Genomic DNA, 23,880 nt, shown 5'->3' on the forward strand with positions numbered 1-23,880 from the left:
TGTTGTTTGTGCGCTCGTCCGATCTTGTAATTTCAAATAAAAATCAGCGTTGCGCTTGATTAAATGAAATGCCATTCTAAAAAAACACATCAGCGACACTCGATGTGATCGAATAAAATCAAACTGAGGTATGTCACATGAGCATTGGATTTCAGGTGCTGGAGCGCGCACGCAAAGTCAGCGCAATATGGGTGGCACGCTATCGTGAGCTGCCGGTAGCCAACGTCAGCGACTCCATGAATCGAATGACGGCAGGCGGCTCTCGCCTGCGCCCCATGCACCGTGAAGGCGTGCTCGCGGGCCCCGCCGTGACTGTCAAGGCGCGTCCGGGTGACAACCTGATGCTGCATTACGCAATCGATATCGCTGAACCTGGCGATGTGATTGTGGTGGATGCGGGTGGCGATTTAACCAATGCGCTGATCGGTGAAATGATGGTCGCTTACGCGGTAAAACGCGGCATTGCCGGGATCGTCATCAATGGTGCCATTCGTGATGCAGCCAACATTGGCAGCGGTGACTTTCCGTTGTTTGCTGCCGGCGTATCGCATCGAGGCCCTTACAAGGATGGCCCTGGGGAGATCAACGTGCCGATTGCCATCGATGGTATGGTGATCGAACCAGGCGACCTGGTCATTGGTGATGAGGATGGCTTGCTGTGCATACCGTTTGACCATGTCGATGAAGTATTTGAACGTGCGACGGCGAAATACGCAGCCGAGCACAAACAGATGGAGCAAATTGCCCAAGGCAAAAACGATCGCTCTTGGGTATTGGAATCTCTGAAACAGAAAGGCTGCCAACTGCCGCTCTGATCCATGTGACTACCGCGCATCCAGCCCTGCGTTGCGCGGTAGACCTTGTGCCAAGAGTGTTGGGGCCTTTTAAGGAACGTACTCTTGTCCAACCCGCATTCTTCCCGCTCTAAACGTTGGCCTGCTCCGCTCAGAGCACTGGCCAGTCGAAATTTCCAGATCTATTTCGTGGGGCAGGGCATTTCGACGCTGGGCAAATGGGTGCAGCAGGTCGCTCTGGCCTGGCTGGCCTATCATTTGACCGGCTCAGCGGTGCTGCTCGGCCTGATCACTTTTCTCTCCCTCGCACCTCAACTTCTCATCGGACCGCTTGCGGGCGCCTGGATCGATCGTCATGACAAAAGACGGTTACTGATTGGCGTCCAGATAATGCTGATAGCCCAATCGCTCACACTCGCCGTCATGACCCAGTTTGGCTGGATAGATGGGACCTCCATCGCGTGCATGGCATTGCTGCTGGGGTTGCTGAATGCTGTAGAAACGCCGTTGCGGCAGGCGCTGATCGGTAGCTTCGTTGATGATCCGGCCGATTTGCCCAATGCGCTGGTGCTGAATGCCATGTTGATCAACGCGGCGAGGTTTGCAGGTCCGCCTCTGGCGGGCACTCTTATAGCGATGACCAGTGAAGCGGGTTGCTTTCTTCTGACGGCATTTGCCTATCTGGCCCTGATGTTCGGGCTGATCAAAGTCAGGGCGACGGCGTCACCCAAGGCGACCGGTTCGACCTCTCAGGTTTTCCGCGAAGGGCTGGCCTACCTCTGGCGTACGGTGAGCGTGCGGCAACTGATGATCAGCGTGATCATGGTGAACCTTTTAGCGTCCTGCTATGCCTCGCTTTTACCCATTCTTGCCAAGAATGTTTATGCCGGTGATGCAAGAGTTCTCGGCTGGTTATGGGGTGCCGCCGGCGCCGGTGCCTTCGTCGCGACCCTGGTTTTAGCCTTCAATGGAACGCTGTCACGGTTGCGATACTTCATGGAAGGCGGCGCGCTTATGTGCGGCTTCGCACTGCTCGGCGTGTTCCTCGCCGCGAACCTTCCCTTGGCACTGACTGGCTTGGCGTTGCTCGGTTTCGGCATCACGCTGAGCAACGTCAGCACGAATATGCAACTACAGAGCGGTGCGCCAGGCGCGCTTCGGGGGCGAGTGGTCGCTTTCTATATCGCCATGCGATTCGGATTTGAAGCGGTAGGCGGGATGTTGGCAGGGTTGGTCGCAGCGCGATTTGGAGCGCCGGCCACGCTGAGTATTGCCGGAGGGATATTACTGCTCTATCTGATGGTCAGCATTGGCGGGCGCTTGCGAGCGCGCCGGCTGAAATCATGATTTGAGTGGGGAGGGCAGTTGCGCCCATTCTCGAGCAAGTTTTTTTACGGAGAAAGATCCACATGAACAGCTGGGTATCCTCGGCCAACGGCCATCCTGATTTTTCACTTGGCAACCTGCCATTCGGTGTATTCAGTGTTGCCGGCGGTGAACGCCGTACGGGTGTAGCAATCGGTGACCGGATATATGACCTTCAGGTCGCGTTACAGGCAGGCCTGTTCACCGGAATAGCCGAAGAGGTTGCCGCGTCGGCAGTGGGCGGCTCTCTCAACGGTTTTTTCGCGCGTTCGAGGCACGAGCGCGAAGCACTGCGTGATCGTCTGACGGCGCTGCTTGGTGAGGGCGCGGAGGATATTCAGGTACAACAGAGCCTCGGAGAAACCCTGTTGGTGCCGGCCGCAAACTGCCAGTTGCACGTTCCGGCCCGTATTCAGGACTACACCGATTTCTACGTTGGCATCCATCACGCCGAGAACGTGGGCAAGCTGTTTCGACCTGACAGCCCGCTGATGCCCAACTACAAACACGTACCCATCGGTTACCACGGCCGTGCTTCGACCGTTATTGCCTCTGGCCAAGCGTTCGTGCGCCCATCCGGGCAGATCAAACTCCCCGATAGCGAGCTGCCGATTTACTCGCCAAGCCGGCGCCTGGACTATGAGCTTGAAGTGGGGCTCTGGATTGGTTCCGGAAATGAGATGGGCGAGCCCATCGATATTCGTGATGCGCGCGAGCACATCGCCGGGTTATGCCTGCTCAATGACTGGTCGGCACGTGACATCCAGGCTTGGGAGTATCAGCCACTGGGACCTTTCCTGTCGAAAAGCTTCGCATCCACCATTTCACCTTGGGTTGTAATGGCTGAAGCATTGGAGCCATTTCGCTGCGCCCAGCCTTTAAGACCGGCGGGTGACCCTAGCCCATTGCCTTATTTGTATGACGAGGAAGACCAAAACAGCGGTGCCTTCGATATCAAGCTCGAAGTATTGATGCTCACTGCTCGAATGCGGGAGGAGGGCGCTGCTCCGTTCCGTCTCAGTCTCAGCAACACATTGAACATGTACTTCACATTCGCTCAGTTAGTTGCGCATCACACGGTGAACGGTTGCCAGCTCAATCCTGGTGACTTTTTCGGCACGGGGACGCTGTCAGGGCCAGGCCCGGAGTCGCTGGGTTCACTGCTTGAAATGACCGAGGGAGGCAAGCACCCGATTACACTGCCGAACGGTGAGACTCGCATTTTCCTGGAGGACGGCGACGAGATTATCTTCAAGGCACGCTGCGAGCGTGAGGGGGTTGGCTCGATCGGTTTCGGTGAGTGCAGGGCTATCGTCCTCCCGGCGAAAGAACCTCGCCTCTGATTGGGTGAATGTGCAAGAGCTCCGCGCAGTCAATGCCGAGTCCCTGGCATTTTTATTGATTGAAACTGCCAGGTCGCACGCGCTTCATGTTCACCAACCTCTAGAGCGTCGATCTTCAATCGTCGCAGCTGACTGACGGTGATGCCGGCTCGATTGCTCGGACAGCCTCGAAGGCTTGTTTACCTAGGCGGCAGGGGCGCGCGCTGGCCGCTGGTGCTCTCACGGCGTGAGCGCTGCGCCCCATGGCCAATTGGAACGCAGTGAGGCGTTTTGCCGACGATGAGCATCCGTACGTCCAGTCTTAATATGTAGGGTCGTGCAACCCGATTCCTTTCCGCAATTTATTTTGAAGTGCTGATTCCACTGCCTGGTAACGGAGAAGAAAAATATGTGATGCGGAAAAATAACGCCGTTAAGCTTATGATTTAAAAGCGGAAAATTGTGGACTTAAAATCCCCCGCTCGTAAGGGCGTGCCGGTTCGATTCCGGCTTCGGGCACCATCTTAAATCAAGGGTTTGCGGGCGAAAGCTGAGGCGAACCCTTGTTTGTTTCCGGATTGCCATTTTTAACTGGCTCCTCATCAATTCCTTGCGTTTCTGCGCGCAGAGACCGTTGGTCACTTCTCGATGCAACCAATCCTGCAAGCGTCTACGTTTGTGGCTTGGTCGAAGATATCAAAAGTCATTGAGTGAACATTTTAGCTTGACCCGGTGGCGTTGATATCAGGATGGATCTTGATCAAGGCGCGGTACATCGCTCAGGCGATGGGCATTCAGACGGCCTGTCTGTTACGCCAGACCCGCCATTTTTGACGTGTTAAGGAGAACACCGATGGCAATCAATCAAGTGCACGCAGCAACCGATAAAACCGCTCTCGTCGAAGCCGAGGTGTACCGTTGGTACAATCTCTTCTTTCCGTGGTCGCGCGGTATGTCTTCCCGGTCGGAGGGCGCCATCAAGCCTCTGTACGATGCGTTGGCGAATGACTTCCGTGTGGTACTCACCGATGGAGAGATCATGTGTCGGGCGGACTATTGGGAGCGACTTTGGGGCTTGTATGGCAAGCGTGCTGGAAGCCCTGAATCACACATCACCAACCTCTCGATCACAGCGCTTCCCGGGGACTGTTTCCTGGCCGTCTTCGACCTTGTCAAAGACGGCATTACCAAGAAGAAAGTCGATTCGGCGCTGATGCGCGTCGATCAGGCCTCGCCATCTGGAATTTCATGGGTTTATGTCCATGAAAGCGAGCACGAGAGGAGCCTGGCGTAAGTCACTTGGGTTGCACTCTCGTGGCTAAAAAGCCTGGATGTTTTTAACGGTGACGAAAAATCAGGCCCAGCCCCGCGCTGGGCTTTTTTGTACCTGCTGTTCGGCCAGAAAACAAAAAGCCCAGGCATACCCGGGCCAGTTGAGGGAACACATTCAGCGCGAATCAACCTCTTTTGCAGCCTGGGCGTTTGATCGTTCCTTGCGCCTGCGCAGCCAGCTGAAGAATGCATGTACCGGGTGTAAAAACGCAGCCAGTACGCACAGTAGCATGATGGTGAAAATGGCAATCAGCGGGAGGCTTTCGTGCGAGAACATGGTGGGGTACTCCTGTAGGCACTATGTTGGAACCTGCAGGCTAGACGCATTGAGCCATGCTTGCGATGAACGTATGTTCATCCTCGGGCGCTTGAACTGTGCTACGGAGGGCTCACCAAAATGATCGATTCCAGAGGTGCGCAAGCGCTGGCCTTCAGTAAAGGCCAGCGCTGTGCGTGGAGTGATTTCGCAGGTGTGTTATTAGCTGCGCTTGGGCAACTTCCAGTTCGGACGGATGAAGTGGCAGGTGTAGCCATTCGGTATCCGCTCCAGGTAGTCCTGGTGCTCAGGTTCCGCTTCCCAGAACGGCCCCGCCGGTTCGATTTCGGTGACTACTCGGCCCGGCCAGAGACCGGAAGCGTCAACGTCGGCGGCGGTATCCTCGGCGATGTCGCGTTGCTCTTCGCTGAGATAATAAATCGCCGAACGATAGCTGGGGCCAAGATCGTTGCCTTGACGGTTGGGCGTACTCGGATCGTGGATCTGGAAGAAGAACTCGAGGATCTGCCGGTAGCTGATCACCGCCGGGTCGAAGATGATTTCGATGGCTTCAGCGTGGTTGCCGTGGTTGCGGTAGGTGGCGTTCGGTACATCGCCGCCGCTGTAGCCGACTCGCGTCTGCAACACGCCGGGATAACGCCGCAGCAGGTCCTGCATGCCCCAGAAGCAGCCCCCGGCGAGAATCGCGGTTTCGGTTTGTCCGGTCATGATTTTTTGCCTCTCGGTGACTGTGGATACGGTTCTGGTTATGAGGGCACGTTGGCTATTTGCAAGCTTGACTCAGGGCTACGGGCTGCTCGAACCGGAGTTTTCAACAAAAAGCCCTGACGATAAGGCCAGGGCATTGATGGGTTCGAGCGGTGAATTCGTGGCAATTCACGTCGAGTGATGGACTAAAAACACGACATCAATCGGTTATACGAACGCTTGCCCGAAAAAGCCCCTTGGCAGGCGCTGCGGCCCAGCCAGCGCGGTCAGGCGTTCGATCCACTCCGAACGCCAGTTCGACGCGCCATGATCAGCCTTGGTGTGGCGCGCTGCGCGGCGTGCGGCATTGCGCTGGGTCTTGCGTGCTTCTTTGTAGGCGTCTGTGTTGCGGCAGCTGCGGCATTTGACGCGATTGAGTTCCAGGCTTGAGGCAAGGTTGTCGCCCTTGTGACCACAAGCCAGATGTCCGTCTGTTTTGAAATGGATAACCATGAACCGTCTCCTGGGTGACGTGTACAGGTTTTGACCGCCCACACCTCGGGGCGTTCGGTAGATCGGCCAGACGGTACGCCGGTTAGCTGTCGTTTATCGCGGTGCAGTCATCTGAAACGTGGCAGTGGCCGTTCGACCGGTTGTAGCGACGACAGGGTGCTGCGGATCAGCGGTGTGTCTTTTTCGATATCGTTCAGTCGGTCGCGGATGCGCAGCGCAGTCGGATGGCCGCCTTGATGGTCGACCCAGTCGGCGATTTCCTTGCAGGCCGCGGCAAGTCGCGCCTGACGAGAGTCGAGCAAGGTGAGGAGGGTGGTGATGGACTCTTTTTCGGACATGGAACACCTCCGTTCAGACAAACCGTTGAGAGGCAGCAAAAAGCCCGCGGGCTGCGAGCTCTCTGCCGTTGGGGCGCTGGTCCGTCAGCTGCTTTGAGTATAGACCCCGCCTGTCAATTGCATCAGCCGGCCGATTGTCGCGCCGGCAGCGGCGAGCTGGCCGCATTGAGCCGTCGGCATTCGCGTCGGGCATCTTCCTCAAGATCGTAGCCGTCGCCGATGAAGCCGCCGGTGCGGGTGTCGTTGATCCGAAACCAACTGCTGGCCTCAGCGGGTTCATGTTGGCTTTCCCCGGCGCGGCGGCCGTGAATGATGATCTTGTTGCAGCGCTTCACGACAAATATGTCTTCCATGGCGTCACCACAGCAAATAGGTGTCAGATCAACTATAGAAGCCTTGGCCAATCGTGCAAAAAATAGCCAGTCAGTTCGTCGGTTGCAGCCGCCACTCTGTGGCATGCCAATCCAGGTGGTGCGTCGGTTTCAACGCCTGTAGAAACTCAGTGTCGTGGGAAACCGCAACAATTGCGCCGGGAAACGTCTGCAATGCCTGCTCGAAAGCCTGAACCGATGCCAGATCCAGATGATTGCTCGGCTCATCGAGCAGCAACAATTGCGCAGGTGTCTTGCCCCACAAGGCCACCGCCAGCGCGGCTTTCAAACGTTCTCCACCGCTCAGTGAAGCGCTCGCTCGAGTGACCCGTTGCGCGTCCAGTTGCAGATGCGCCAGATGGCTGCGCAATTCGCTCTCACTCAACGGACTCTGCAGCGCGAGCAGTTGCTCGATGACGCTGAGACGGTCATCCAGCAGCTTCAGATGCTGGTCCAGATAAGCCGCAGGAACATGGGTGATGCATTCGCCGCTGGCGGGATGCAGTTGACCCGCGAGCAACCTGAGCAACGTCGATTTGCCGCAGCCATTCGGACCATTGACGGCGACGCGCAGGGGCCCGCTCAGCGTGACATTGAGCGGTTGCGCCGGCAACCATGGCACGCACGCATCAATCAGCGTACAGACTCTGCGCGCAGCAGGCACTGCGCTGCCGGGCAGGTTCATCAGCACCGCATCATCCGCGAGCACTTTGGCGTAGGCATCGCGCACCCGTGCATCAAGCTCCGATTTGCGCTGCTGATGACCATGACGCACCTGGCCCATGATCTGCCTCGCCGCACCTTTCAGGCCGGCGCGTTCGAAGCCCGAGACGTTGGCGGTTTTCGCATTGCGCAGTGAGCGGGCGGCATGCCGCTGGATGGTGTCGTGCTCGTTTTGCAAGCGCTGTTGCTCGCGCCGGCGCTCGGTTCGGCTTTGATCCAGCGTCGCTTGCGCCGCCGCCTGATGGATTTGTCGTTGCTGCTGGTAAGCGGAAAAATTGCCGCCGTACACCGTGACACCCAGCGGCGTCAGCTCGACAATACGCTGCATGCGCTCGAGCAATTGCCGGTCGTGACTGACGACGATCAATCCGCCGCGCCAGCGTTCCAGTTCGCTCATCAACCAGTCGCGGCCGGGGCCGTCGAGATGATTGGTCGGCTCATCCAGCACCAACAGGCGCGCCGGACTCAGAAACGCCCCGATCAAGGCCAGCCGTGCCTGCTGGCCACCGCTCAGCGGCAGGGTCAGATCCGTGGGAGCAATGTCCGGCAGACCGGCGTTATCCAGCGATTGGCGCAGACGTTCGGGCAGATCCCAGCGCTCGCCGAGGATGTCGAAATCTTCTGCTGCCGCCTCGCCACACTGCAGCCGTTGCAATGCGCGAAGGGCGGCGGCGGTGCCGGTGGCATCGGCCACGGTCAGCGCCGCATTGGCGGTGAATGTTTGCGCCACATAGGCCAATGGCACCGAGCAGGTGACGCTGCCGGCAGTTGGTTGCAAGTGCCCGGCGATCAGCTTGGCCAGCACGCTTTTACCGACGCCGTTGCGCCCGACGATGGCTGTGTGGGTGTGATCGAATTGCAGATTCAGGTCGTTGAAAATCGTCTCGCCATTAGCGAACTGAAAACTGGTTTGATTCAGGGAGACGAGGGCAGGCGTACGCGAGACGTGAGTCATCGGCACCTCCGAAAAATGTCGTGAAGACTGACAGGCGCCATTCAGCGCTTATCGCGATTACATTTTCAGAAGGCTTGATTGTTCACTTTCTGCGGTCGTCCTGAAGGGGGGAAAGGTGGCTAGCCTAGATCACCCATCCAGCGCGATCAAGGCGCGTCCATCATTTGCTCGAGAAACATCGCCAGCGCCACTTCCTCGGAGCGCAAGCCCTTGCGCACTCTCGGGCGTGGCAGTTCGGCCAGCGCACCGAGCAGGAAGCGCTCGACCACGGCTGGATGGATGTAGCACTTGCGGCACACCGCCGGGGTGTTGCCCAGCTGTTTGGACACGCTCTTGACCATCTCCACCACATGCCGTTTCGCCTCGGCTTCCGACTCCCATTGCAGTTCGCGTAATACCGCCAAAGCCAGTGCGCTGCCGGCCCAGGTGCGGTAATCCTTGGCGGTGAAGTCAGCGCCGGTGAGGGTTTGCAGGTAGCTGTTGACGTCATGGGAACTGACGGTGTGCCGCTCGCCGTTTTCGTCCAGATACTGAAACAGATTCTGTCCGGGGATTTCCAGGCAGCGCTTGATGATGCGCGCCAGGCGACGATCCTTGACGGTGATCTGGTGTTCGATACCGCTTTTGCCGCGAAACTGGAACAGGATCGCGCTGCCGTTGACCTCGACATGCCGGCTGCGCAGGGTGGTCAGGCCATAGGAGCGGTTGTCCCGCGCGTATTGGGTATTGCCGACACGAATCAATGTGGCGTCGAGCAGCGTGATGACCGTGGCCATGACTTTGTCGCGGCTGAAGCCGGGGGCGTCCAGCAAGCTTTCGAGCTGTTTGCGTAACTTCGGCAGCGCCAGGCCGAACTCACGCAAGCGCGAGTACTTGTCGGCATCACGCACCTCGCGCCAGCGCGGGTGATAGCGATACTGCTTGCGGCCCCGGGCATCGCGTCCGGTGGCCTGCAAATGGCCACGCGGATCGGCGCAGATCCACACGTCGGTGTAGGCCGGCGGCACTGCCAGCGAATTGATCCGTTTGATCTCATCAGGGTCGGTAATGCGCTGCCCGGCCGGATCGAAATAGGCGAACTTGCCACGCAGCTTTTTACGGGTGAGGCCGGGTTGGGTATCGTCGACGTAATGCAGGTCGGGCGGTAAGACGTCGGCTAGTGCGGTGTCGGGCATGGCGGTGTCCTTGGCGAATCGCTCTGTTACAGCGATTGACCGCGCGCCGTGGCCGTCGTGCCAACCAATTCAGGCCAGCACGGCGACGGCCTTGATCTGCGCCCATAAATGCTGGCCCGGGTGGATGCCGAGCTGATCCCGGGAAAACCGCGTGATCCGCGCCAACAGCGGTGTGCCGCCGGCATCCAGACGAATCAGCACATGCGCGGCATTGTCCGCCGCCAGCTCGCTGACCACGGTCACCGGCAAGCGATTGAGGATGCTGCTGGCCTCGCTGTTGTGCAGGGCCAGACTGATGTCGCGGGCGTGCACCTTGCAGCGCAGAGCCTGACCGACCGCCATCGGCGCGTGAGTCACCCGGATGTTCATGGCAGTCGCCGGCAATTGCAGACTCAGCAACTGGTACTCGGCATCGTAGGCGCTGACCTGGCCTTCGATGATTACACCAGCGTCATCGCCCAACGCCATTGGCAGGTCAAGGCGCGCGAGGGTTTCGCCAATCGGGCCGCTGGCCAGGGCCTTGCCGTCGCTGAGCAGCACCAGATGATCGGCCAGGCGGGCCACCTCGTCCTGCGCGTGGCTGACGTAAAGCACCGGGATGTCCAGCTCGTCGTGCAGACGTTGCAGGTACGGCAGGATTTCGTTTTTACGCTGACTGTCGAGGGCGGCCAGCGGTTCATCCATCAGCAGCAGTTTCGGGCTGGTCAGCAACGCGCGGGCGATGCCGACACGTTGGCGCTCGCCGCCGGACAGATGCTGCGGATGACGCTCCAGCAAATGACCGATGCTCAGCAGTTCGGTGGCTTGCGCCATGTCGACCCGGCGCTGGGCCTTGGCAATGCGCTTGAGACCGAACTGCAGGTTGGCCAGCACCGACAGATGCGGGAACAGGCTGGCTTCCTGGAACACGTAACCCAGCGCACGTTTGTGCGGCGGGACAAAAATCCGCCGTTCGCTGTCCTGCCAGACTTCGTCGTTGATCTTTATAAAGCCCTGCTCGGCTCGCTCAAGCCCGGCGATACAGCGCAGGCAAGTGGTTTTGCCCGATCCGGAATGGCCATACAGCGCAGTCACGCCACGCCCCGGCAAGTGCAGATCGACATCCAGGCTGAAACCCGGATAAGTGATTTTCAGACGTGCATCAATCATCGATCAGCTCCAGCCCGCGCGGGTCTTGCGGCTGGAGTAGAGCACCAGCAACACCAGAAACGAGAACACCAGCATCGCCCCGGCCAGCCAATGGGCCTGGGCATATTCCATCGCCTCGACATGGTCGTAGATTTGCACCGAGACCACGCGGGTCTTGTCGGGAATGTTGCCGCCGATCATCAGCACCACGCCGAATTCACCAACGGTATGCGCGAAACCGAGGATCGCCGCCGTCACGAAACCGGGGCGGGCCAACGGCAGGATCACGCTGAAAAAAGTGTCCCAGGGATTGGCGCGCAAGGTTGCGGCCACTTCCAGTGGGCGGGTGCCGATGGCAGAGAACGCGTTCTGCAACGGTTGCACCACAAACGGCATGGAATAGATCACCGAACCGATCACCAGCCCGGTAAAACTGAAGGTCAGAGTGCCCAGACCCAGCCATTGCGTGAAGTGGCCGAGAAAGCCATTGGGCCCCATCGCCAGCAGCAGATAAAAGCCGATCACGGTCGGCGGCAGTACGAGGGGCAGGGCGACGATTGCGCCGATGGGGCCACGCAGCCAGGAACAGCTGCGCGACAACCACAGGGCAATCGGCGTGCCGACGACCAGCAGGATAGCGGTGGTCAGGGACGCCAGTTTCAGGGTCAGCCAGATCGCCGCGAAGTCGGCACTTGTCAGCGACATTTAGAGCTGGTAACCGTAGGACTTGATCACCGCAGCGGCTTTCGGGCCTTTGAGGTATTCAACCAGCGCTTTGGCGGCGGCGCTGTCCTTGCCTTTGTTGAGAATCACCGCGTCCTGTTTGATCGGGTCGTGCATGTCGGCCGGAACGATCCACGCCGAACCGCTGGTGACCTTGCCGTCCTTGTAGATCTGCGACAGTGCGACAAAACCCAGTTCGGCGTTGCCGGTGGACACGAACTGGTAGGCCTGGGTGATGTTCTGGCCTTCGACGATCTTCGCCTTGGTCGCCTCAGTCAGATTGAGTTTTTCCAGCATTTGAGTAGCGGCCAGACCGTATGGCGCGGCTTTCGGATTGGCGATGGACAGGTGCTGGTATTCATTCTTCTTCAGGACTTCACCTTTGGCGTCGACATAACCATCTTTCGCCGACCACAGGGCCAGGGTGCCGATGGCGTAGGTGAAGCGCGAACCCTTGACGGTGTCGCCTTCTTTTTCCAGTTTTTCCGGCGTGGTGTCGTCCGCCGAGAGGAACACTTCGAACGGCGCGCCGTTTTTGATCTGGGTATAGAACTGACCGGTGGCACCGTAGGCGGCGACCAGTTTGTGCCCGGTGTCTTTTTCGAAATCGGCAGCAATTGCCTGGATCGGCGCGGTGAAGTTGGCGGCAACCGCCACTTGCACTTCATCAGCCTGAGCGACACCGAAGGCGAATACCGAAAGCAGGGTGGCCAGGCAGGCTGGGGCAAAACGTGGGGCACGAATGGTCATGTAACAGCTCCGTTATGGGCGAGTGCAGAGGGCAGTTATTGTTGGAGGTGGACTGCACCGATGCGAAGGGTGGAACGCTATATAGCGAAATATATAGCGAAATGCCGCTAAACAGGAAGTGCTGGTGAACACAGGGTGAGGTGGTGCCAGGTCTCACCCTGCGCCGGATCAGCGGCGGAGCAGTTTTGCCAGAGCGCCATCCGCCAGTTGCCGGGTCAGATCAGCGCTGTTCAGCTCTTCGCCCAATGGGAACGCCTGACCGGCCCAGAGGTTGCTGAACTGCGCTTCACTTTTGGCACGCAACGGCATCAGCGCCCCGCCCGCCAGCGGGAACGCCGGAGCTTTCGGTGACATCGGGCCGATTTCGCGCATCACCCGATTGAGAATGCCGCGAGCCGGGCGACCGGTGAACAGGTTGGTAATCGCGGTTTCGCTTTCCTTGGCGCTGCGCAACGCTTGGTGATGGGAGGCGCTGACTTTCGCTTCTGGGGTGAACAGATACGCGGTGCCGACCTGCACCGCTGACGCACCGAGTACCAATGCTGCGGCGACACCGCGTGCATCGGCAATGGCGCCGGCAGCGATCACCGGCACCTTGACCGCATCGACGATCTGCGGCACCAGCGCAAAGGTGCCGACCTGACTGCTCAAATCATCGCTGAGAAACATCCCGCGATGCCCGCCAGCCTCGTAACCCATGGCGATGATCGCGTCGCAACCGTTTTGCTCAAGCCATACCGCTTCATCGACAGTGGTGGCGGACGAGAGGATTTTCGCACCCGTGGCCTTGACCCGATCCAGCAGGGATTTTTCCGGCAGACCAAAGTGAAAGCTCACCACCTCAGGACGAAACTCTTCGAGCACGGCGCACGCTGCCGCATCGAATGGCGCGCGGTTGGAAACCGGTGTCGGTGCGTCGAAATCGACGCCCAATTCGCGGTAGTAAGGCTCCAGCAGGTTTTTCCAGTCTTGCGCGCGCTGTTCATCGGCGGCCGGTGGCTGGTGGCAGAAGAAATTGACGTTGAACGGTTTGCGGGTGTGCTCGCGAATGGTCTTCAGCTCTTCGCGCAACTGCTCGATGCTCAGCATTGCGGCAGGCATCGAACCCAAGCCGCCGGCGTTGCACACGGCGATCACCATTGCCGAAGTCGTGGCGCCGGCCATCGGGGCCTGAATGATCGGCAGCTCGATGCCGAGCAGGTCAAGAATGCGAGTGTCAGGCCATTGGCTCATGAAAGCGGTTCTCCGAACGATGAAACGGGGCAGGGACGGCAGAGCCGGTTTTTTAACAGCAAAACCGGACTCGGGGCCAGTCTGAATTTTCAATGCAGCCATCAGCGGCGATGAAAACCGCCGCCCCCGCCGCCCCCAAATGAGCGGTTCATGACTTGCGAGGAGTTGTGAAAGTTGTTGGTGCGCTGGTTGCCGAAGTTGCGCGCAGCAGACTCGCGATTGAGGTTCTGCAGTTGCGCATTGTTGTTGACCGGCGCCGTGCGGGCCGGGCTGCCCTTGACCATCGATTGCCAGCCGTTGTCGGTTTTCTTGTAGACGTTGCCGTCGCGCCCGGCATAGACGTTGTCGCCAACCCGTGCGGCGCCGCCGTTGCGGCCTTTCATGCCGGCATACTGCGTGGTCTTGTCGGTGTTGGGGTTGTACACCGCGCCACGATTGGCGGTGACCTGGGTGCCGGTGCGAGCATTACCTGCGGTGACCCGGCCACCGGCGATGGCGCCACCATTCGGCCCGACCACTTCACCGCTGCGTCCAGCCGCGTAGTTGCCAGTGTAGGCGTTGTGCACCGCGCCGCGTTGGCCTGCCGCCGCAATGCCGGTGCGCGAGTTATAGGACGAGCCAACCTGACCGGCCCAGCGATTGCCGGTCCAGGCGTTGTAGCCGGCGCCATAGCGGCTGACGGTCGCGCGATCCCCCCACTGCCGATAAATGTTGCCGGTGGTGCCTGCCCAGCCACCGGGCCCCCAGGCCACAGCACCGCCACGATAGCCATAAGCGGCGCCGCCCCAGGCCAGTGGCGCGGGGTACAGGCGCGGGCCCCAGGCGTAACCCCAGCCATAATTGCCCCACCATGGATAAGCGCCCCAGCCCCAACCCATCGCCACGGTGTTGCCGCCCCAGCTCCAGCCGAAGCCGAAACCGAAGGTCCAGCCTGTCCACGGCGTATAGCGCATGGCGACGCCGAAACCGTAGGTCACCGGCGGCCCGTACCAGACGCTTCCGACCCACGGCGTGTACGGATAACCGGTGCCGTAGACCACCACGCCGGTGGCCGGGTCCAGCGTCGAACCCTGATAACCCGGGGTGTAGCCGACCACCACGGTGTCGCCGCTGGACTCATAGACTTTGACGTAGGTGAGGTAATGCATCGGCGAACTCGGCGGGATCGAATAGATCACCGCCGGCACCGAACTGGCGACGCTCCATGGTCCGTTCACCGAGGTGGCGCTGAACCAGATACCGTTTTCCACCGCATACCAGTTGTCGTTGTCGACACGAATAATCGGCGTCGCGCTGTTGACCACGTATTGCAGCGGCGTGCTGTTGATTGCCTTCAACTGTGGCTCGCCATCGAACTGCGGTGCGGTCATTTTCACTGCGCTTTTCTTGATCGACGAGGTTTGCGGGATGGTCGCCGCGATCGCGGCTTCCTTGGCCTGCGGTGTGCCGGCGACCGAAGCCTTGACGTTCTCTTTCGGGCTGTCATCCGGGATGTTGGCGAAATCTGCCGGCAGTTTGTCCGCTGGGGTAAACGTCCATGGGCCGCGCATGTCGGCAGCGCGAAACCAGCGCCCGGAGATCAGCACGTAACTGTTCTGGTCACCGATTTCCTTGAAGATGTGCCCGGTGGTGTTGCTCACGTAGAGCAGGCTGGTGCCCTGAATCGGTAGCCACTGCGCTGCGCCGTCGGTGACGATCAGCTCGGTGGGCGTGGTGGCGATGAAGATTTTCGGCTGCGGCGGTCTGGCCAGATTTGGCACCTTGTCTTTCGGATCACTCTGCCCGGTCAGCAAATCGACCTGACGGCTCTGGATCGCCGCCTGTTTGGCCTTCTCCAGATCGGCTGGCGGCGAGGTCAGACGGGTGTATTCGCCGCTGAGGCTGTCAGCGACCATCCAGCCATCGAACACGTGCAGGTAGTGCTTGCCCTCGGCGTCCTTGAGCAATAGCGGGCGGGTGTTGATCACCCGTTGCAGCGCGGTGCCATCGACCGCCCGGTACACGGCGTCGCCATCGATGTAGACGAGCAGTGCGGGAACGTCGGAACTGATGATCGCCGGCGGGGTGTTTTGCAGTGGCGCGCTGTCGGCTTTCTGCTCGGCCGACAGTACGCCGACGGCGGCTTCAAGTTGATCGAGGGAGATGGTTTTCTTGCGACTTTCGGCATCTTTCTGCAGCGCGCCGAGCCAGACGTCGGCCTGACTGGCGTCGGCAGGGAAGTCGGCCTTGATGATCTTGTATTGATCCAGTGCGACCCAGCGCGTGGCCTTGTCGACCAGCGTGTGCGCGCTGAACTGGACGATGCCGAAGGTGGGTTTGCCGTCGGCGCCGGTGGCTTCGACGGCAGCCCGGGCATTGAGGGTGTAGCCATCCCAGCTGTCGAGTTGCGGCTGGTACACGGTCAGTTTGGCCTTGTCGCTGGTGATCACTTGCGGCCACGTCGGCGCGCTCGGGGCAGCGTCGGCAGCAGCAGGTTTGCTGGCGGTAGCCGGGGCAGCCCAAGTGTTGCCAACCGTCAGCAGGCACAGCATCAGTATCGCAAGCAACGAGCGCGGGTAAGACATTGTCAGCTCCATCGACAGGGCCGCTTTCAGCAGGATGGCAGCGAAAGCACGACCGTCGAAAAAGCATAGCCGCCCGCTTCACAATTACCGGGCGGATTTGCGAATTGGCGCAAAGTCGGGTGGGGCAATGTGTTGCTTTGTGTTATTCCAGGGCACGAGTATTTGAATCCATTGATTGAGAGGCAGCCATGTTCAACGGCATTTTGATCGACAAAGACGACAGCGGATATCGCGCCAGCCTGCAGCAGATCAACGAAGCGCAGTTGCCTGAAGGCGACGTGACGGTGAAGGTCGCGTACAGCACGCTGAACTTCAAGGACGGTCTGGCGATTACTGGCAGCAGCCCTGTGGTGCGCAAGTTTCCGATGGTACCGGGGATCGACTTGGCGGGCACGGTCGAGGTCAGTTCGCATCCCGATTACCAGGTCGGTGATCAGGTGCTGCTCAACGGCTGGGGCGTGGGCGAGAGTCACTGGGGCGGGCTGGCGCAAAAGGCGCGGCTCAATGGCGACTGGCTGATTCCGTTGCCCAAAGGCTTTACCGCGGCGCAAGCCATGGCCATTGGTACCGCCGGCTACACGGCGATGCTGTGCATTCTGGCGCTGGAGCGTAACGGCGTGTCCCCGGATCAGGGCGAAGTGCTGGTGACCGGCGCCAATGGCGGGGTGGGCAGTTTCGCCATCGCCTTGCTAAGCAAGCTCGGTTATCGCGTGGTGGCGTCCACGGGCCGGGTGTCCGAGCATGAGTACCTGAAACAACTGGGCGCCAGTGAGATCATCGACCGCGCAACCTTGTCCGAGCCGGGCAGACCGTTGGCCAAGGAACGTTGGGCCGGGGTGATCGATTCGGTCGGCAGTCACACCCTGGCCAACGCTTGCGCCAGTACCCGCGCCGAGGGCACCGTCGCTGCCTGCGGTCTGGCTCAGGGCATGGATTTTCCGGCGTCGGTGGCGCCGTTCATTTTGCGCGGCGTGACGCTGGCGGGGATCAACAGCGTAACTCAGCCCAAGGCGCGGCGGATCGAGGCTTGGGCGCGTCTGGCCAAGGATCTGGACTTCGCCCTGTTGCCTTTGATCAGCCATGAAATCGCCCTCAGCGAAGCCATCGACGCGGCGCCGAAGTTGCTAGCCGGACAGCTTCGCGGCAGGGTTGTGGTCGACGTCAATCGCTGACAGAGTAGGTGTCATTGCGGCCCTGTGTGGCCGCACTTCTATACAGGGAGCCGCAATTTCGATGGATTTGAAACGACAGCAAATCGACGCCTTCACCGTTGCTGGCCTGCAGGTTCGCACCACCAACGCCGCAGAGCACCAACCCGAAACCGCGAAAATCGGCCCGATGTGGGGCCGGTTTTTCGGCGAGGAGTTGGCCGAATCCATTCCCGGCAAGTCAGCCAATTCGCCGATTTATGGCGTGTATTCGGCTTACGAGTCGGATGCTTCGGGTGCGTTTGACGTTACCGCTGGCGTTGCCGTGAATGCTTCAGTCAAAGACTTTGAGTCCGTGCGGATCGAAGCGGGCGAGTATCTGGTGTTCGAAGCACAAGGGCAATTGCCTGATGCGGTCATCACGACCTGGGGGCGGATCTGGGAGTTCTTTGAGCAGAATCCACAGATTCAGCGCCGTTACGCCACGGACTACGAGGCCTATACCGGCCCCGAGTCAGTGGCGGTCTATATCGGCGTCCGCTAAGGCTGCGTTTCGCGGTCCAGCAATTGACGTTTACGCTCAACGCCCCAACGATACCCCGACAGATTGCCATCGCTGCGCACCACGCGATGGCAGGGGATTGCCACGGCCAGACGGTTGGCGCCGCAGGCCTGCGCCACGGCGCGCATGGAGGTCGGCGCGCCAATGCGCTGGGCGATTTCGGCGTAACTGGCGGTGCGACCCACTGGAATCTCCCGCAACGCCTGCCACACCCGTTCCTGAAACGCTGTGCCACGCACATCCAGTGGCAAGTCGAGGCCCAGCGCTGGCGCTTCGATGAAACCCACCACCTTGGCAATCAACTGCTCGAAGCCGGCATCGGCGCCAATCAGGTTGGCCTGACGGAACTGATCCTGCAGATCGCACACCAGTTGATGCGGATCGTCGCCCAACAGAATCGCGCACACGCCGCGCTCACTCTGCGCCACCAGAATTGCCCCGAGCGAACATTGGCCAACCGCAAAATGAATGTCGTTGTTGCGTCCCGCAGCGCGGTAGTCGCCGGGCTTCATGCCCAGTACCTTGTCGGCTGCCTCATAAAAGCGGCTGTTGGAATTGAAACCCGCGTCGTACAGCGCATCGGTCACCGTGCCGCCATCCGCGAGCCGTTCACGCACCCGGCGCGAACGATGCGCCGCCGCGTAACCCTTTGGTGTCAGGCCGGTTGCGGCCTTGAACACCCGATGAAAATGGAAAGGACTGAGGCCGGCGGTTTCGGCGAGTTCATTGAGTGCGGGCACTGTTTCACTCGACTCGATCTGCCGACAGGCCATCGCCACGGTCGCGGCGTGCTGGCTGGCGACGTCAGTCTGATCTTTGCTTGTGCGTTTGCTTGGGCGGTAGCCCGCCGCTTCGGCAGCTTCGGCGCTGTCGAAAAATTCGACATTTTGCGGTTTGGGCAAACGTGAAAGGCTGCTGGGGCGGCAGTAGATGCCGGTGGTTTTCACCGCATAGACAAACTGCCCGTCGGCCTGTGGGTCCCGTGCAACGACGGCGGCCCAGCGTGGATCGGTTTCAACGTTGATGAGGGGTGAAAGCTTTTTCATGGCGAGTAGTCCGTTGACCTGTTTGATTCAGGTTAACCAGCGGCAATGTTGGTAACACTCCGGGCCTTGCGGTCAAACTTTTCAGATCACCCGGCGACACGCAAGGTCAGGTTGATCCGGCGTTCGCCCAACTGCGGATGCCGCCCGGGTTTGATCGGCAGCACGCCGTGAAAGCGCAAGCGATCAACCCCGCCCCAGATCACCATGTCGCCATGCAGCAGAGGAATGCGCTGGCTTTTGTCGCTACGGGCAAAACCACCGAACAGGAACATCGCCGGCAACCCCAATGACAGCGAAACGATGGGCGCCGCGTAGGCATTTTCGTCTTTGTCCTGATGCAAAGACATTTTCGCGCCGGGGACATATTGGTTGATCAGGCAGGAGTCTGGATGAAAGTCGGCAAATCCAGCGCGCTGTGCTGCTTTGCGCGCCAGTTCTGACAACACTTCTGGCATCGCCGGCCAGGGCTGGCCACTCAGCGGGTCGACGGTGCTGTAGCGATAACCGCTACGGTCGGTGATCCAGCCCAGGGTTCCGCAACTGCTGGTGCCCACCGACATGCTGAAACCGCCCGGGGTCATCATGTGGCGCAACGGTGCTACGGCGAGAATGGCTTCCAGCGCTGGCAACAGTTGATCGATCACCGGCAGGGCGAAGCCGCGCAACACCCACGATTGTTCGCCGATCTGCTCGGCGCGGGGTTGTTGCTCGGGTTCGTGGTCGGCGAACAGGTCGAAGGTGGTCGGGTGCATGGCGTTCATGATGCGTCGTGGAAGATGATGCCCAGAGTATGCCGATTTCCGCTGTGCAGGCGACTGACGCCGTGACGCATGGTCACTCGATAATCGCCGCGTGTGCCGCTGACCGGGCGCTGGTTGACCGCGAATATGACTGCGTCACCCTTGTGCAGAGCCACAACGTGCGGGCGCGACTGCATGCGTGGACGCTGCTCGGTCAGGACGAACTCGCCACCGGTAAAATCCTCTCCGGGCTGCGACAGAAGAATCGCCACTTGCAGTGGGAAAACCAGTTCTCCGTACAGATCCTGATGCAGGCAGTTGTAGTCCTGCGGACCGTATTGCAACAGCAAGGGTGTCGGCCGCAGCTGGCCGGCAGCCTGACAGCGCTGCACAAACTCGGAATGGGTTGCGGGAAAGCGTACAGGCACATTCATGCGTTCGTACCAGCGGTTGGCCAGTGGCACCAGGCGCGGGTAAAACGCAGTGCGCAGACGTTCGATGGCTGTCGGCAGGGGATAGCTGAAGTACTTGTATTCCCCGCGACCGAGACCGTGGCGGGCCATGATGACCTGTGAACGAAACGGTTCGGTCTGCGAATACAGGGCGCTCAAGCGTTCACAGGTTTGCGCCGACAGCAACGAGCGGACGATGGCATAGCCATATTGATCCAGATGCTGTTCGAGGCTTGCCCAATCGAGCGCATCCAGCCGAGACGGGGACATTGACATGCTGACTCCTGAACCCTTTGGTCGAGGCTGTCAGTCTGGGCAAATACCGGCGGCAGAACACTCCGCCGCTTGCGGTCGAATCCCGAGTGTTGCGTTACAGGGCTTTGCTCACGGCGATGTCGCTGATCACGTCTTCGGTGGTGCCATGGATTGCGTCCAGTGCGGCCTTGGCCTCTTCGACGGTGCCGTTTTCCAGTTGCGCGAACTCGAAACGGCGTTCACCGTTGAGCTTGTATTTGATGACGTATTTGGTCGTTTGGGCCACGGTCGTGCTTACCTTTGTGTCAGGGGCGACTCAGCTCAGTTTGGAGCTGGAGCGGCGGATGATCTTGATCGAGTGGGTCAGGGTCGGCTTGCGCGTGACGCTGATGGCGCGACGGTTGACGGTGTCGATGGTGATGTTCCAGAAACCGGTGCTCGGCGCGGTGATGCGTGCAGGAAACGTGTCGAAAGCGCCGCCGTGGTAGGTGTGGCGGCCGCCGTTCTTGAACGCGCGGAAGTTGGCGTCGTTCATCAAGCGGATGTTGCAGGTTTGCGAGCATTGGATGACGACGATGTCGTCTTCGTTGAGGTGCTCGCGCTGGTGAATGAATTTCATGGGCGCCTCCAGAAGGGCTTTTTCTACTAAATCAAAACGATAGCATGTGCGATTGGCGCAGTTTATCAGCCCGAACGGGTTATTATCCCGCCGTCGAGCGCTGCTTTGACAATTAAAAACAGTTATTCGCGATTCCATGCGGGTTTAATGGAGTAAGCCTCGGAGAAAAATGGCATTACTGCTGTCCGAGGGTCTTTATGGGAGGTATTTGTATGAAGTGGGGTGTGGTGTGTCTGCCGTTGATGTTGGTCGTGGGTGGTTGCGCGAGTGTTTCCGAAATCAACGAAACCTTGCCCACCATGAGCGTGATTTCCGGCAAGAAACCCCATGAGTATGCTCAGTGCCTGGCCGACAAGCTTGCCAACAGCCGAGGCGCGCTGCAGATGCAGCCGCACAAGGATGGCGTGCGAGTGATTGTTCCCGGGAAATTTTCCACCGGCGCGGCTGCGGTGTTTGATATCGAAGACCGTTCCGGCGGCAGCAGCATCAAGCTACATGAGCGGATGTCCAATGTGCCGGTTCGTCCCCGTGACGTGCAAAACGCCGCCAATGCCTGTATTTCCGGCTGATAGAATAGCGTCCATCAGCACCGATGCCGTCACAGTCTTGCTGTGGCGGCATTTTCATTTCTGGAGTCGCGCATGAAGCGAGAGCAAGTACGGGAACGGCATGCAGAGGGCCTTATCTCTGCCACGCATGTGATTCAAAATCCGGCGAACTCGGGCGAGTGGATCGTGTTTTTCAAGAAGAGCGCCGGTCGCAGCTATTTTCTGGTGGACGATAACGACGAAGTCGAATCCTTCGCCCGGCTCGACGACCTGATCGAGATCGTGCGCGGGCTCGGGATCAAGTTCGCCGAGATCCACATGTAGGGTCTATTTGCAGACCACCACCACACTGCGGTTCTTGTAGTTGCCGACGTCGACCCCCAGGGTTTTGTCACTCTCCTTGGGCGCCGGCGTGCCGTCGGTTCCGACGATGCGATAGCCGGTGCCGGCGCAGGAGGCGTCAGCCTTCTCGTAGCAGGTGGCCCAGGAGTTGGCTTCCCCGGAGCAGTCGATGCTCAAACCCTGTTCGCCGTTGTTCAGGTAGGTGGTTTCCGAGGTGGCACAGCCACCGAGGGCCAATACCGCGATCAGCGGCAGCATTCTGTTCATGTTCATAAGTGTGTCGTCTTCAGCGAGGGAGGGGCTAAACGCTCTGACAGCGCCAGCATGAAAAGGTTATAGCGATTGGCCACTTGTTTTCATCATGCTGTGAGCGGCCACAAAAAAGCCCTGCACAAGGGCAGGGCTCGGCGCGTGTCGCAACAGATCAGTCCTGATCTTTGCCACGGCGTTTGGACGACGCAGGGGTGTCGGTGAATACCGACGCTACATCAGTCGCCAGCTGCTCGCTGTCGAAAGGACCGGCGATGTGTTCGCCATTGGTCGTGGTCAGGTTCCACTTGCCGTCTTTCTTGTCGATCACATACCCGTTGATGATTTTTACCGCGGCCATCTATCTGTCTCGTTCGCTGGTTCAAAGGCGCCATGATACCGACAAATCCTCACATTGGGGGATGATGAGCGTATGGTGATGCAGCGTATTTGCGTGTTTGAGCTACTCTGTTTTCGCGGGTCGAAGTCGCCAACGGAACTATCGGCGAGAATATTTCTCTATGTTGGCATCGGTTAGCCAGTGCGGGGCATTGTAAGGTGCACGCCGCCTGATTAGACTGCGCCGAAACTCGTACACACAGCCCTTTCAAGGACTTATATGATCAAGAAATGCTTGTTCCCAGCAGCCGGTTACGGTACTCGCTTCCTGCCAGCGACTAAAGCCATGCCCAAAGAAATGCTGCCGGTGGTAAACAAGCCACTGATCCAGTACGGCGTTGAAGAAGCTCTGGACGCTGGCCTGACTGAAATCTCGATCGTGACCGGTCGTGGCAAGCGTGCTCTGGAAGACCACTTCGACATCAGCTATGAGCTGGAAAACCAGATCAAGGGCACCGACAAGGAGAAATACCTGGTCGGCATCCGCAAGCTGCTGGACGAGTGCTCGTTCTCCTACACCCGTCAGACCGAAATGAAAGGTCTGGGCCACGCGATCCTCACCGGTCGCCCGCTGATCGGTGACGAACCGTTCGCCGTGGTACTGGCGGACGACCTGTGCGTCAACCTCGAAGGCGACGGCGTACTGACCCAGATGGTCAAGCTGTACAAGCAGTTCCGCTGCTCGATCATCGCCATTCAGGAAGTCGATCCGCAGGAAACCAGCAAGTACGGCGTGATCGCCGGCGAGATGATCCGCGACGACATCTACCGCGTACACAGCATGGTCGAGAAGCCAAAGCCGGAAGACGCGCCGTCGAACCTCGCAATCATTGGTCGTTACATCCTGACCCCGGACATCTTCGATCTGATCGAGCAGACCGAGCCAGGCAAGGGTGGTGAAATCCAGATCACCGACGCCCTGATGAAGCAGGCCCAGAACGGCTGCGTCATGGCCTACAAGTTCAAGGGCAAGCGTTTTGACTGCGGTGGCGCCGAAGGCTACATCGAAGCGACCAACTTCTGCTTCGAGAACTTCTACAAGACCGGCAAGGCTTACTGATAGCGCCGGACCTGCATCGCGAAGGATGTGAAAGCACCCAAGTGAACGCATCCACAAACGCCCCGACTTGTTCGGGGCGTTTGTTTTTGTGCTGGAACAATCCTTGATCCTGGTGGTGCAATTTACTGGCGCCCTCTGAGCGCGCTGGCTGCTCTTTCAGGGCCGAGCATGCTGGCTGCTCCGATTTCCCTCAGGCGGTACAGTAGAGCC

The 23,880-nt window shown here is 59.4% G+C and carries 28 protein-coding genes; 9 read left to right on the plus strand and 19 right to left on the minus strand.

Annotated elements, in window-relative coordinates; translation table 11 throughout:
- The first annotated feature begins 137 nt into the window (after positions 1-137).
- From LVD08_RS03105 to LVD08_RS03120, 4 genes are all read left to right on the plus strand, one after another.
- Complete coding sequence (locus LVD08_RS03105) at positions 138-815, plus strand: RraA family protein (protein WP_247267378.1); 678 nt, start codon at positions 138-140, stop codon at positions 813-815.
- Positions 816-899: 84 nt separating this feature from the next.
- Complete coding sequence (locus LVD08_RS03110) at positions 900-2,141, plus strand: MFS transporter (protein ID WP_247267379.1); 1,242 nt, start codon at positions 900-902, stop codon at positions 2,139-2,141.
- 62 nt (positions 2,142-2,203) lie between these two features.
- On the plus strand, positions 2,204-3,502 hold the full coding sequence (gene fahA / locus LVD08_RS03115) for a fumarylacetoacetase (protein WP_247267380.1): 1,299 nt from the start codon (positions 2,204-2,206) through the stop codon (positions 3,500-3,502).
- An 832-nt stretch (positions 3,503-4,334) separates the two neighbouring features.
- A complete protein-coding gene (locus tag LVD08_RS03120) occupies positions 4,335-4,775 on the plus strand; it encodes a hypothetical protein (RefSeq protein ID WP_183780075.1) in 441 nt (146 codons plus the stop codon).
- 153 nt (positions 4,776-4,928) lie between these two features.
- On the opposite strand, the gene LVD08_RS03125 is transcribed toward LVD08_RS03120, so the two are convergent.
- The 12 genes from LVD08_RS03125 to LVD08_RS03180 all read right to left on the minus strand — a co-directional run bounded on the left by LVD08_RS03125 (position 4,929) and on the right by LVD08_RS03180 (position 16,250).
- Positions 4,929-5,090, minus strand: a complete 162-nt coding sequence (locus LVD08_RS03125; RefSeq protein ID WP_166495875.1) for a hypothetical protein — start codon at positions 5,088-5,090, stop codon at positions 4,929-4,931.
- A gap of 201 nt (positions 5,091-5,291) precedes the next feature.
- Positions 5,292-5,798, minus strand: coding sequence for a peptide-methionine (S)-S-oxide reductase MsrA (gene msrA, locus LVD08_RS03130; RefSeq protein ID WP_139053880.1), 507 nt, complete (start codon positions 5,796-5,798; stop codon positions 5,292-5,294).
- A 207-nt stretch (positions 5,799-6,005) separates the two neighbouring features.
- Entirely contained in the window at positions 6,006-6,290 is a 285-nt protein-coding gene (locus LVD08_RS03135; RefSeq protein ID WP_027612677.1) for a hypothetical protein, read from the minus strand.
- A 107-nt stretch (positions 6,291-6,397) separates the two neighbouring features.
- Entirely contained in the window at positions 6,398-6,628 is a 231-nt protein-coding gene (locus LVD08_RS03140) for a hypothetical protein (RefSeq protein WP_007964939.1), read from the minus strand.
- 122 nt (positions 6,629-6,750) lie between these two features.
- On the minus strand, positions 6,751-6,981 hold the full coding sequence (locus LVD08_RS03145; RefSeq protein ID WP_007964938.1) for a hypothetical protein: 231 nt from the start codon (positions 6,979-6,981) through the stop codon (positions 6,751-6,753).
- Positions 6,982-7,051: 70 nt separating this feature from the next.
- Complete coding sequence (locus tag LVD08_RS03150; protein WP_247267381.1) at positions 7,052-8,677, minus strand: ABC-F family ATP-binding cassette domain-containing protein; 1,626 nt, start codon at positions 8,675-8,677, stop codon at positions 7,052-7,054.
- 146 nt (positions 8,678-8,823) lie between these two features.
- Positions 8,824-9,852 (minus strand): DNA topoisomerase IB, encoded by a 1,029-nt coding sequence (locus LVD08_RS03155; protein ID WP_247267382.1) that lies wholly within the window; start codon positions 9,850-9,852, stop codon positions 8,824-8,826.
- A 69-nt stretch (positions 9,853-9,921) separates the two neighbouring features.
- Positions 9,922-11,001, minus strand: a complete 1,080-nt coding sequence (gene modC / locus LVD08_RS03160) for a molybdenum ABC transporter ATP-binding protein (RefSeq protein WP_247267383.1) — start codon at positions 10,999-11,001, stop codon at positions 9,922-9,924.
- A 3-nt stretch (positions 11,002-11,004) separates the two neighbouring features.
- A complete protein-coding gene (modB, locus tag LVD08_RS03165; protein ID WP_247267384.1) occupies positions 11,005-11,685 on the minus strand; it encodes a molybdate ABC transporter permease subunit in 681 nt (226 codons plus the stop codon).
- Complete coding sequence (modA, locus tag LVD08_RS03170) at positions 11,686-12,453, minus strand: molybdate ABC transporter substrate-binding protein (protein WP_247267385.1); 768 nt, start codon at positions 12,451-12,453, stop codon at positions 11,686-11,688.
- Positions 12,454-12,621: 168 nt separating this feature from the next.
- A complete protein-coding gene (locus LVD08_RS03175) occupies positions 12,622-13,686 on the minus strand; it encodes an NAD(P)H-dependent flavin oxidoreductase (RefSeq protein ID WP_247267386.1) in 1,065 nt (354 codons plus the stop codon).
- Between the two features lie 101 nt (positions 13,687-13,787).
- Positions 13,788-16,250 (minus strand): autotransporter, encoded by a 2,463-nt coding sequence (locus LVD08_RS03180; RefSeq protein WP_247267387.1) that lies wholly within the window; start codon positions 16,248-16,250, stop codon positions 13,788-13,790.
- Positions 16,251-16,438: 188 nt separating this feature from the next.
- On the opposite strand from LVD08_RS03180, the gene acuI reads away from it, so the two are divergent.
- Both acuI and LVD08_RS03190 read left to right on the plus strand, forming a co-directional pair.
- The gene (gene acuI / locus LVD08_RS03185) at positions 16,439-17,422 is read left to right on the plus strand and encodes an acrylyl-CoA reductase (NADPH) (RefSeq protein WP_247267388.1); all 984 of its coding nucleotides are present in this window, start codon (positions 16,439-16,441) and stop codon (positions 17,420-17,422) included.
- A gap of 61 nt (positions 17,423-17,483) precedes the next feature.
- On the plus strand, positions 17,484-17,942 hold the full coding sequence (locus LVD08_RS03190; protein WP_247267389.1) for a GyrI-like domain-containing protein: 459 nt from the start codon (positions 17,484-17,486) through the stop codon (positions 17,940-17,942).
- On the opposite strand, the gene ada is transcribed toward LVD08_RS03190, so the two are convergent.
- The 5 genes from ada to LVD08_RS03215 all read right to left on the minus strand — a co-directional run bounded on the left by ada (position 17,939) and on the right by LVD08_RS03215 (position 21,072).
- Positions 17,939-19,006, minus strand: a complete 1,068-nt coding sequence (gene ada / locus LVD08_RS03195) for a bifunctional DNA-binding transcriptional regulator/O6-methylguanine-DNA methyltransferase Ada (RefSeq protein WP_247267390.1) — start codon at positions 19,004-19,006, stop codon at positions 17,939-17,941. The genes LVD08_RS03190 and ada overlap by 4 nt on opposite strands.
- An 86-nt stretch (positions 19,007-19,092) precedes the next feature.
- The gene (gene alkB, locus LVD08_RS03200; protein WP_247267646.1) at positions 19,093-19,758 is read right to left on the minus strand and encodes a DNA oxidative demethylase AlkB; all 666 of its coding nucleotides are present in this window, start codon (positions 19,756-19,758) and stop codon (positions 19,093-19,095) included.
- Between the two features lie 5 nt (positions 19,759-19,763).
- Entirely contained in the window at positions 19,764-20,474 is a 711-nt protein-coding gene (locus LVD08_RS03205; RefSeq protein WP_247267391.1) for a 2OG-Fe(II) oxygenase, read from the minus strand.
- A gap of 94 nt (positions 20,475-20,568) precedes the next feature.
- Positions 20,569-20,739: a hypothetical protein gene (locus tag LVD08_RS03210; RefSeq protein ID WP_096796544.1), complete on the minus strand. Its 171-nt coding sequence runs from the start codon at positions 20,737-20,739 to the stop codon at positions 20,569-20,571.
- A 30-nt stretch (positions 20,740-20,769) separates the two neighbouring features.
- Complete coding sequence (locus LVD08_RS03215; protein ID WP_024164475.1) at positions 20,770-21,072, minus strand: DUF1883 domain-containing protein; 303 nt, start codon at positions 21,070-21,072, stop codon at positions 20,770-20,772.
- Positions 21,073-21,284: 212 nt separating this feature from the next.
- Between LVD08_RS03215 and LVD08_RS03220 the strand changes: the two genes are divergently transcribed.
- Positions 21,285-21,641, plus strand: a complete 357-nt coding sequence (locus tag LVD08_RS03220; protein WP_027612690.1) for a hypothetical protein — start codon at positions 21,285-21,287, stop codon at positions 21,639-21,641.
- 72 nt (positions 21,642-21,713) lie between these two features.
- A complete protein-coding gene (locus LVD08_RS03225) occupies positions 21,714-21,944 on the plus strand; it encodes a hypothetical protein (RefSeq protein ID WP_027612691.1) in 231 nt (76 codons plus the stop codon).
- A 3-nt stretch (positions 21,945-21,947) separates the two neighbouring features.
- Here the strand turns inward: LVD08_RS03225 and LVD08_RS03230 are convergent, their stop codons facing one another.
- Entirely contained in the window at positions 21,948-22,235 is a 288-nt protein-coding gene (locus LVD08_RS03230; protein WP_007964655.1) for a hypothetical protein, read from the minus strand.
- 151 nt (positions 22,236-22,386) lie between these two features.
- Positions 22,387-22,572, minus strand: coding sequence for a hypothetical protein (locus LVD08_RS03235; protein ID WP_007964653.1), 186 nt, complete (start codon positions 22,570-22,572; stop codon positions 22,387-22,389).
- A 258-nt stretch (positions 22,573-22,830) separates the two neighbouring features.
- On the opposite strand from LVD08_RS03235, the gene galU reads away from it, so the two are divergent.
- Positions 22,831-23,670: a UTP--glucose-1-phosphate uridylyltransferase GalU gene (galU, locus tag LVD08_RS03240; RefSeq protein ID WP_007912230.1), complete on the plus strand. Its 840-nt coding sequence runs from the start codon at positions 22,831-22,833 to the stop codon at positions 23,668-23,670.
- Positions 23,671-23,880 lie beyond the last annotated feature (210 nt).

The organism is Pseudomonas sp. YL2 (assembly GCF_023063025.1).
GTDB lineage: Bacteria > Pseudomonadota > Gammaproteobacteria > Pseudomonadales > Pseudomonadaceae > Aquipseudomonas > Aquipseudomonas putida_A.

Coding starts and splice junctions, on each gene's coding strand:
- LVD08_RS03205 (WP_247267391.1), bottom strand. CDS start 20,474: ATGTCAATGTCCCCGTCTCGGCTGGATGCGCTCGATTGGGCAAGCCTC.
- modB (WP_247267384.1), bottom strand. CDS start 11,685: ATGTCGCTGACAAGTGCCGACTTCGCGGCGATCTGGCTGACCCTGAAA.
- fahA (WP_247267380.1), top strand. CDS start 2,204: ATGAACAGCTGGGTATCCTCGGCCAACGGCCATCCTGATTTTTCACTT.
- ada (WP_247267390.1), bottom strand. CDS start 19,006: ATGAAAAAGCTTTCACCCCTCATCAACGTTGAAACCGATCCACGCTGG.
- alkB (WP_247267646.1), bottom strand. CDS start 19,758: ATGCACCCGACCACCTTCGACCTGTTCGCCGACCACGAACCCGAGCAA.
- LVD08_RS03190 (WP_247267389.1), top strand. CDS start 17,484: ATGGATTTGAAACGACAGCAAATCGACGCCTTCACCGTTGCTGGCCTG.
- LVD08_RS03180 (WP_247267387.1), bottom strand. CDS start 16,250: ATGTCTTACCCGCGCTCGTTGCTTGCGATACTGATGCTGTGCCTGCTG.
- modA (WP_247267385.1), bottom strand. CDS start 12,453: ATGACCATTCGTGCCCCACGTTTTGCCCCAGCCTGCCTGGCCACCCTG.
- galU (WP_007912230.1), top strand. CDS start 22,831: ATGATCAAGAAATGCTTGTTCCCAGCAGCCGGTTACGGTACTCGCTTC.
- LVD08_RS03120 (WP_183780075.1), top strand. CDS start 4,335: ATGGCAATCAATCAAGTGCACGCAGCAACCGATAAAACCGCTCTCGTC.
- LVD08_RS03135 (WP_027612677.1), bottom strand. CDS start 6,290: ATGGTTATCCATTTCAAAACAGACGGACATCTGGCTTGTGGTCACAAG.
- LVD08_RS03140 (WP_007964939.1), bottom strand. CDS start 6,628: ATGTCCGAAAAAGAGTCCATCACCACCCTCCTCACCTTGCTCGACTCT.
- msrA (WP_139053880.1), bottom strand. CDS start 5,798: ATGACCGGACAAACCGAAACCGCGATTCTCGCCGGGGGCTGCTTCTGG.
- LVD08_RS03175 (WP_247267386.1), bottom strand. CDS start 13,686: ATGAGCCAATGGCCTGACACTCGCATTCTTGACCTGCTCGGCATCGAG.
- LVD08_RS03235 (WP_007964653.1), bottom strand. CDS start 22,572: ATGGCCGCGGTAAAAATCATCAACGGGTATGTGATCGACAAGAAAGAC.
- LVD08_RS03105 (WP_247267378.1), top strand. CDS start 138: ATGAGCATTGGATTTCAGGTGCTGGAGCGCGCACGCAAAGTCAGCGCA.
- acuI (WP_247267388.1), top strand. CDS start 16,439: ATGTTCAACGGCATTTTGATCGACAAAGACGACAGCGGATATCGCGCC.
- LVD08_RS03150 (WP_247267381.1), bottom strand. CDS start 8,677: ATGACTCACGTCTCGCGTACGCCTGCCCTCGTCTCCCTGAATCAAACC.
- LVD08_RS03220 (WP_027612690.1), top strand. CDS start 21,285: ATGAAGTGGGGTGTGGTGTGTCTGCCGTTGATGTTGGTCGTGGGTGGT.
- modC (WP_247267383.1), bottom strand. CDS start 11,001: ATGATTGATGCACGTCTGAAAATCACTTATCCGGGTTTCAGCCTGGAT.
- LVD08_RS03215 (WP_024164475.1), bottom strand. CDS start 21,072: ATGAAATTCATTCACCAGCGCGAGCACCTCAACGAAGACGACATCGTC.
- LVD08_RS03155 (WP_247267382.1), bottom strand. CDS start 9,852: ATGCCCGACACCGCACTAGCCGACGTCTTACCGCCCGACCTGCATTAC.
- LVD08_RS03230 (WP_007964655.1), bottom strand. CDS start 22,235: ATGAACATGAACAGAATGCTGCCGCTGATCGCGGTATTGGCCCTCGGT.
- LVD08_RS03145 (WP_007964938.1), bottom strand. CDS start 6,981: ATGGAAGACATATTTGTCGTGAAGCGCTGCAACAAGATCATCATTCAC.
- LVD08_RS03125 (WP_166495875.1), bottom strand. CDS start 5,090: ATGTTCTCGCACGAAAGCCTCCCGCTGATTGCCATTTTCACCATCATG.
- LVD08_RS03225 (WP_027612691.1), top strand. CDS start 21,714: ATGAAGCGAGAGCAAGTACGGGAACGGCATGCAGAGGGCCTTATCTCT.